This window comes from Tunicatimonas sp. (assembly GCF_049647865.1).
In the GTDB taxonomy this organism is placed as follows: domain Bacteria; phylum Bacteroidota; class Bacteroidia; order Cytophagales; family Cyclobacteriaceae; genus Tunicatimonas.
The window spans coordinates 1-7,447 of record NZ_JBARYM010000427.1 but is presented as its reverse complement, the minus strand read 5'-3'; the positions used below and the strand labels follow the sequence as shown (position 1 = coordinate 7,447).

Annotated in this window: 5 protein-coding genes and 1 pseudogene; 3 read left to right on the top strand and 3 right to left on the bottom strand. The window is 44.3% G+C overall.

What is annotated here, in order from left to right:
• The 3 genes and pseudogenes from WBA23_RS12750 to WBA23_RS12740 form a co-directional block, all read right to left on the bottom strand.
• Positions 1–185, bottom strand: a pseudogene (locus WBA23_RS12750) (peptidylprolyl isomerase); the annotation flags it as partial.
• A 67-nt stretch (positions 186–252) separates the two neighbouring features.
• On the bottom strand, positions 253–1,242 hold the full coding sequence (locus WBA23_RS12745) for a peptidyl-prolyl cis-trans isomerase (protein ID WP_424582660.1): 990 nt from the start codon (positions 1,240–1,242) through the stop codon (positions 253–255).
• On the bottom strand, positions 1,205–3,238 hold the full coding sequence (locus WBA23_RS12740) for a peptidylprolyl isomerase (RefSeq protein ID WP_424582659.1): 2,034 nt from the start codon (positions 3,236–3,238) through the stop codon (positions 1,205–1,207). Before WBA23_RS12740 ends, WBA23_RS12745 begins: the two co-directional genes overlap by 38 nt.
• A 320-nt stretch (positions 3,239–3,558) precedes the next feature.
• Between WBA23_RS12740 and lysS the strand changes: the two genes are divergently transcribed.
• From lysS to WBA23_RS12725, 3 genes are all read left to right on the top strand, one after another.
• Positions 3,559–5,295, top strand: a complete 1,737-nt coding sequence (lysS, locus tag WBA23_RS12735) for a lysine--tRNA ligase (RefSeq protein WP_424582658.1) — start codon at positions 3,559–3,561, stop codon at positions 5,293–5,295.
• Positions 5,295–5,810 carry a hypothetical protein gene (locus WBA23_RS12730; RefSeq protein ID WP_424582657.1) on the top strand — a complete coding sequence of 172 codons (516 nt, stop codon included), beginning with the start codon at positions 5,295–5,297 and terminating at the stop codon, positions 5,808–5,810. Before lysS ends, WBA23_RS12730 begins: the two co-directional genes overlap by 1 nt.
• A gap of 443 nt (positions 5,811–6,253) precedes the next feature.
• On the top strand, positions 6,254–7,447 hold a 1,194-nt coding region (locus WBA23_RS12725; protein WP_424582656.1), incomplete at its 3' end, for a class I tRNA ligase family protein.

Here is a 7,447-nt window from a genome sequence, read left to right as displayed (position 1 = left end):
TCTACCACCACTGAGTCAATCTCAGCTTTGGCTAACAGCAACTTTTCTACCACCAATTGCTCCAGCACTTGACATTTAGTAATATTCCCAAAATCAGGGTTTGCTTGTGCCTCTCGGTGCGACGCTTCTAAATCCGATTTTAGTACAATGTAGTTATCTACTTTGGCCACAATTTTATCAATCATGGTTTCTCCACTATACTGAGCTATGCTAGATAGGGGCGTTAAAAGTAACAATAATAGAGGCAGTAATTTACTGCGGAGTTCCGGCCCGCACGGTAGGCGGTGGCTGCTGCACTGAAGCGGCGTTGGTGTTTGGCTGAAATACTTCAAAGTGTTTTTTATCTTTTGCATCTTGGTAGATATTCTCCTCCAGATCCTGAGTTAAGGCTACCTTACGCTGGTTGGTAATAATTTTAGTAATATCATCCCGCACAAACTCCAACGGCGAAATCTGATCGGTTATTTTATAATCCATCACTTTTACAAAGTACACGTACAAGTCATCGGAGGTTTCAATAAACTCATTTTTTTGCAGAAACTGCACTTTGTTAGGAATACTCACTAGAGGAGTATTGGAAATAACATCTTCAAAGTTGTACCAGGTAGAGTCATCGAGCGAATACGAGGTAGCAAAACTAAGGCAGTATGATTTTATCTCTTCCCGAACTTCTTCCGTGATGGTGCCCTGAAACAAAGACCGCAAACGGCCAGTACGCGGGGCTTCTTGAGGAACTTTCGCGAAAATGCCTTTGATAATGTTATGCTTCAGTTCAAAGTTTTGCTGGTTATTCTGATAATATTCCTCAATTGCCGCTTCCGATATTTCATTATCTACTCGCTGGTTCACGTAGTTTTTCTCAAATTCGTACACGATTAATGCGTAACGATAGTCTAGAATCTTACGCTCTAGTTCAGCCTCGTCAATCTCCATCTGGGCGGCAGCTTCGGCGATGAGTAGTTGCTTTTTAATCCAGCTATCGATGTAGCGATTTATAATATCAGCACTATCTGAAGAATTAGTGGTTTCGTCTACAATTCCCCCCAAATCTTGTAGATATAAATAATTATCGTACACGCGAGCAATTGGTTCTAGCGTGGCCCCTTCATTGGTTTCTTGGTTCTTAAACCGCAAAAAATCGGGCAAGCCAGGTTGATCGCAAGCTGATGCTAGCGTGATAAGGGTGAATAGTGCCAGAGCTTGGCTAAGGTTCCATTTGCTGACCCAAGAATTGTAAAACATCTTCATTAATTTCTACCGGATATTTTTCTCGCAGCGCAGCAATCCACTGCCGATCGAGTTCGTTTTGGTAGTCTGCAATTACAATGCCTCTTATCTCATCCAACCCCTTTAATTTAGGCGGTAACACATCATGGATAAGAATATGGTAAAATCTATTGTTTTTCGCTTGCGAATACATTCCCTTTTTCCAAGTAACCTGATCAATAACCGCCTCAACGGATGTTCGTTCTTCACCTCGTTCGTACTTACCCTGATGAATTTGAAGCGATAACGGGGTATCTTGGTTGAACGCACCTTCTGTTTCTGAAATCACTTCTTCGCTCACTGGGCCATTTATCTCTCCCAACTTTTGTTTCGCTTCTTCCAGTATGGTTTGGCTTTGGGCATCCAGTATGGTCGCCTCCACTCGCTCCTGCCAGCGATAGTCTTCTCGATGATTCTCAAAATACTGTTTTAAGCCAGTGCTGTCTTCTACCGCTTTTGACCACACCTTTTGCTCCATGATATCAAACAGCAGTATTCCGTCTCGATATTCCTGAAGTATACGGCGGTATTCTTCGTTATTATCTGCTAAGTGATCTTTCTCGTATACTAAAAGAGTCTCCGCTTCAAAATCTTGGTACAGCTGATGAGCAAGTACGCTATCGGCCGATAAGGCTTCTTGCTTTTTCTGTACAAAATCATAAAAATTGCCGATCTCTAAGGTAGTATCCGCTACTGCAAAGAGCACAGCACCTCGGTCGGGCTCGGTACTTTCGGCTTGGTCGCCAGCATGAAGAAAATAAACTGCCTGAGCAATATTGGCTTTATTCGCTTGATAGTCACTTTCTTGCTTGAGCGTAGAAACCATTTCTTCTTGCCGTACTTCTGCCTGAATGTTGCGTTCTACTTGTCGCTCTAATGAAGGACGCATTTTCTCCAAAGAATCTAATCCTTGGCGATCTATTAATCTAATAATGTGCCAGCCAAAGCGAGTCTCTACCGGCGAAGAAATATCGCCAGGGTTTTTAAGGGCAAAAGCAGCATTCTCAAAACTCTCAATCATATTACCTGTACCGAAATACGGTAACTCCCCACCCTGCGATTTAGTGGTTACATCTTCGGAAAAACGCTCGACCATCTCGTTCCAATCGGCTCCGGTTAGTAACTGTTGATGTACCTGACGGGCTTTCTGATAAGCGGCGGAATCGTTTTCGCTGTTGGGGCGGATCATGATATGGGCTACCTTCACCTTTCCCTGAGAAGAACGTTTATCTTTTATCTTAATAATGTGGTAGCCAAAGCGAGTACGAACGGGTTCTGAAATACTACCTACCGATGTTTTGTAGGCGACTTTCTCAAACGGATACACCATCTGCAAAGCCGAAAAATACCCTAAGTCGCCACCATTAGAAGCTGCCGAAGGGTCTGATGAATGTTGCTCGGCCAGCATAGAAAAAGAAGCTCCATTTTGGGCCAGCACGCGTAGGCTATCGGCCAATCGGTAGGCTTTCAGTGTGTCTTGCGCGGTAGCATTTTCAGGAACTTCAATGAGAATATGAGCGGCTCGTACTTCCTGCTTCATTCGCTCATACGTTTCCTGAATCAGTTGTTCCGTCACCCTATTTTCGGTTAGATACGGCTTAGCCAACTGTTCCCGATACTGAGCCAACTCTTGTTTGAAACTTTCCCTACGTTGCAAATCTGCCTCTTCAGCGGCCTTTACCTTGAGCCGAAAGTTGACGTATAATTCTAAGTACTCTTCCATCGCCTCTCTCTGGCTTTCCGGCGTACGTTCGGTTGCAGTATCTTGTATCCTATTTTTCTGGTAGACATACAAAAACTCATCGGCAAAAACCGTATCAGCCGCTGAGGTAAACAACACTGCCTCATTTAGCGAATAATCAGCATTCTTGTTGCGAGCCGATTTTTTGGTAGCAGCACAACCCCCTATTCCTAACAAAAGCACTAAGCATGCTATCCATGAGACTCCAGGCACTATTCGGTTTCCTGTCATTTATCTATACTCTGTTTTCAAACTGCAATGTTACGAATTTTCCCCGTAGGTTTTACGCTCGAGCTACGGGACTTCTATTTTCCCAAGAGGTAACGCCTCAGAAGACGATAAAATTCAATGCAAGACGAAGGTCAGAGACGTAAAGCTGGGGACCGGTGCCAAGAGTATGGAAACCGAGAATAGAATTAAAGAATGAGCTTGCCTGTAACACTCTTTCCATTGTCCTTTGTGTATATTTCCAGTTTCTGGTCTTCCGACTTCTAGCTTCGATCTTCCAACTTTTATTGTTTAACTTTGCCGCCCTAAAATAGAGAAACGTAATGGCTTTAAGCGAACAAGAACTACACCGCCGCGAAGAACGGCAAAAGTTGATGGGTGCCGGAATTAACCCGTATCCCTCCGAAACCTTTGAAATTACTACTACTACCGAGGATATTCATCAGCACTTCGCAAAATCTCCCGAACAGTTTGAGCAAGTACGCTTAGCCGGACGATTAATGCGACGCCGAATTATGGGTAAAGCCTCTTTTGCCGAGATTCAGGATGCTGCCGGACGCATTCAGATTTACATTGCTCGCGATGAGATTTGTCCCGATGAAGATAAAAGTCTGTATAATACTGTCTTCAAGCAGTTGCTCGACTTAGGTGACATTATTGGTATAAGTGGCTTCGTTTTCACTACTAAAACCGGAGAAACTACGGTACACGTAAAGGAGCTGAAAGTATTGACTAAATCATTACGACCACTACCGCTACCCAAAGATGTGCAAGATGAAGAAGGAAATACCAAAACCTACGATGCTTTTACCGATCCCGAACAGCGTTACCGCCAACGCTACGTCGATCTGATTGTGAATCCGCAGGTGCGGGAAACCTTTCGAAAGCGTACCAAACTAGTTAGCTCTATCCGCAATTTCTTGGACGAACGAGATTACTTAGAAGTAGAAACTCCCATTTTGCAACCTCTGTACGGCGGCGCGGCGGCTCGTCCGTTTAAGACTCATCATAACACATTAGACATGACGCTCTATCTGCGGATTGCCAACGAACTTTACTTAAAAAGACTGATTGTCGGTGGATTTGATGGAGTGTACGAGTTTTCTAAAGACTTTCGGAACGAGGGAATGTCGCGCTTTCACAATCCAGAGTTTACCCAGATTGAACTCTACGTAGCTTACAAAGACTACGAGTGGATGATGGATTTAGTAGAAGAAATGATTGAGCGCGCCGCACTGGATTTACACGGAACCACTGAAGTGCAGGTCGGCGAAAATACCATTAATTTCCAACGTCCTTGGAAGCGATTTACGATGTTTGAGGCCATTCAGCACTACACCGATATTGACATTAGTGAGATGGACGAAGAGCAGCTACGCGAAACCGCCCGTAAGCTCAACGTACCAATTGATGATACGATGGGCAAAGGCAAACTGATTGATGAGATATTTGGCGAAACTTGCGAACCCAATCTCATCCAACCAACCTTCATCACCGATTATCCGGTAGAGATGTCGCCTCTGGCAAAAAAGCACCGTAGCAAACCCGGACTGGTAGAGCGTTTTGAGGCCATCTGCAACGGTAAAGAAATTTGTAACGCCTTCTCCGAACTCAACGATCCCATTGATCAGCGCGAACGCTTCGAAGAGCAACTCACCCTAGGCAAGCGGGGTGATGAAGAAGCCATGACCTTAGATGAAGATTTTCTTCGTGCTTTAGAGTACGGAATGCCCCCCACGGCTGGGCTTGGTGTAGGCATTGATCGCCTGGCTATGATTATGACTAATCAGCCCTCTATTCAAGAAGTACTCTTCTTTCCCCAAATGAAGCCTGAAGCCAAACAAGAAGAATCTTCCGATCAGGATTTTATTAACCGGGGAGTACAACCAGAACTGATTCCCGTGTTACAAAAGCTAGGTATTGTCACCGTTGCTCAATTACAAGAAGCTTCTCTTAACAAACTGCATAATGATGTATGCGGTATGCGTAAAAAGATGAAACTCAAAGACGTACAGAACCCAACTAAGGAAGAAGTTGAGGGGTGGATTAAAGCCCATTGATGCAATGGAAAAACGCTATCTCAAGTGCGAACAATACCGTGATTGCACTATCGTCTGCTGAGGTAGCTAAGCTGTTCACCGAAGACACTCGTTCCGATATTGGTTCGGAGGCTGAGAAGATGAAGTACGCCAACCAGATCAATACGCTGGTGGTGAATTTTGTGCGATTGGATTTGGATGAAGCTAAAAAATGGGAGATGCTCGTAATGGAGCGACTTTGTCCGCTTGACTTTCGCACCTATGAGTACGAAGCAAGAGTATTGCAAATGGATGTTTTTGAAGAAGAACTAACACAACTGCACGAAGCCGGATTTATACATCGCGACTTGCGACAATCATTTACCGAAGCAGGGGAAGTTTTTGATAATATCTTTCTGACTGAACGGGGCATTCGGCTGATTGACGTAGGGATTTCGGCAACGAGGAGTACGGTTGGAGAGAAGCTATTCTTACTCTATGTTGAGCAGGAAAAAGAAGAGTTAGCTACTTTCAGAAGTTATTATTTATCTCGATAAATTGATTAGCATTCTTAATCATTCAATAAGTTACGAAAACCTTGGTTTGCCCTTCATAAAGAGTTGGTTCGGGTTTTTGACAAGTATTAGCCTCAATTATAGAAGCTGTAAATATCCGGTATTTCACTTTGACTTTCTGTAACAATCCTTGCAACTTGATTTCGTTCACAATTGACCTAGCAATAGCATATCCACATCAATACATTTATTTATCGCATATGTATCCGGTTAAGTTTAATCCATATAAGTAAATACTGAAATGCATACACTAGTCTGACTCTCTATGAAAAATACTGATTTTATGAACAGCTAGATCAGCCGTAAAATCAACTGCATCTTCCCAAATCTTTTCCCCTCTACTCGCGTTATCTAAAGTCAAATTGGGCAAAACACTAAACAGATTGTACCTTTGCCCATTCCATACCTAAATAGTGAGGTTCAGCATGGCTCAATCCGAAAAATTTCCGGAATACAAGCAAGTTAATTATCCTAGCATTGCCGATGAGGTGCTACAATTCTGGCAGGAACAGAAGATTTTTGAGAAGTCGATAGAGCAGCGTCCGGCCGATCAATCGTTTACTTTTTACGAGGGGCCACCTTCGGCTAACGGAACTCCGGGTATCCACCACGTGATGGCCCGAACGATTAAAGATATTTTTTGCCGCTACCAGACCTTGAAAGGCAAGCGTGTAGAACGCAAAGGCGGTTGGGATACCCACGGCCTGCCGGTAGAACTAAAGGTAGAGAAAGAACTGGGCATCACGAAGGAAGACATTGGCCAGAAGATTTCTATTGAAGAATACAACCAACGATGCCGTGAGGCAGTGATGAAGTTCAAAAGCGAGTGGGATGACCTAACCCAGCGAATGGGCTACTGGGTGGATCTGGACAATCCCTATATCACTTTCGAGCGAGATTACATGGAAACGCTCTGGTACTTACTTAAACAATTGTACGAGAAAGGGTTAATCTACAAGGGTTACACTATTCAGCCTTATTCTCCGGCTGCCGGAACGGGTCTTAGTTCGCACGAGCTAAATATGCCCGGCACCTACCAAGATGTGAAAGATACGTCTGCCGTGGCTCAGTTTAAAGTGAAGGGAACCAAAAACGACTACCTAATTGCCTGGACTACTACACCCTGGACGCTTCCTGCCAATTCGGGCATTGCCGTGGGAGCCAATATTGATTACGTAAAGGTCAAAACGTTCAATCAGTATACCTACGAGCCAATTAATGTAATACTGGCGAAGGATCGAATGGGCGCCTACTTCAGCGACAAGGCTAAAGATGTAGCCGTTGAAGATTATTCACCCGGCGACAAACTAATTCCCTATCAGGTTATGGAAACGATGAAGGGGAAAGAACTCGTCGGCACTAAATACGAGCAGTTGCTGCCCTACATTACGCTACCCGAAGATTCGGGAGCATTTACGGTGCTGGCGGGCGATTTTGTCACAACCGAAGATGGTACCGGATTAGTACATTTAGCTAAGACCTTCGGAGCGGATGACTTTCGGGTGCTGGAGCAGCGCGGTATTCCGGGCATAATGGTGAAGGACGAAAATGGCAACGATGCGCCTATTGTCAACAAGCAAGGTCGCTTCGTTGCTGAGATTACCGACTTTGCTCATATG